Below are 228 nucleotides of genomic sequence, written 5' to 3' on the forward strand. Positions count from 1 at the left end.
ATTGCCCAAAAAACTTACATACTGCTTGGTACGATAAAGAAAAAATAGAACATGTAATTTATAACCTGCTATCAAATGCTTTCAAATTTACACCAAAGGAAGGGAATGTTCAGTTAAGTGTTATCCCCATCGACTCTAAAAAGCAAATAAAACTATCGGTTTCCGATACTGGATCGGGAATTCCAAAAGAAGAATTAGAACTCATTTTTGATTTATTTTATCAATCCA

General features: G+C 32.0%; 1 protein-coding gene. It reads left to right on the plus strand.

Translation table 11 applies throughout. The features are described from left to right. Positions 1 to 228: ATP-binding protein (locus IEQ44_RS18830; RefSeq protein ID WP_193639502.1), on the plus strand; the 228-nt coding region annotated here is incomplete at both ends.

Origin of the sequence: Nocardioides malaquae (assembly GCF_015070385.1) — a bacterium.
Taxonomy (GTDB): Bacteria; Actinomycetota; Actinomycetes; order Propionibacteriales; family Nocardioidaceae; genus Nocardioides; species Nocardioides malaquae.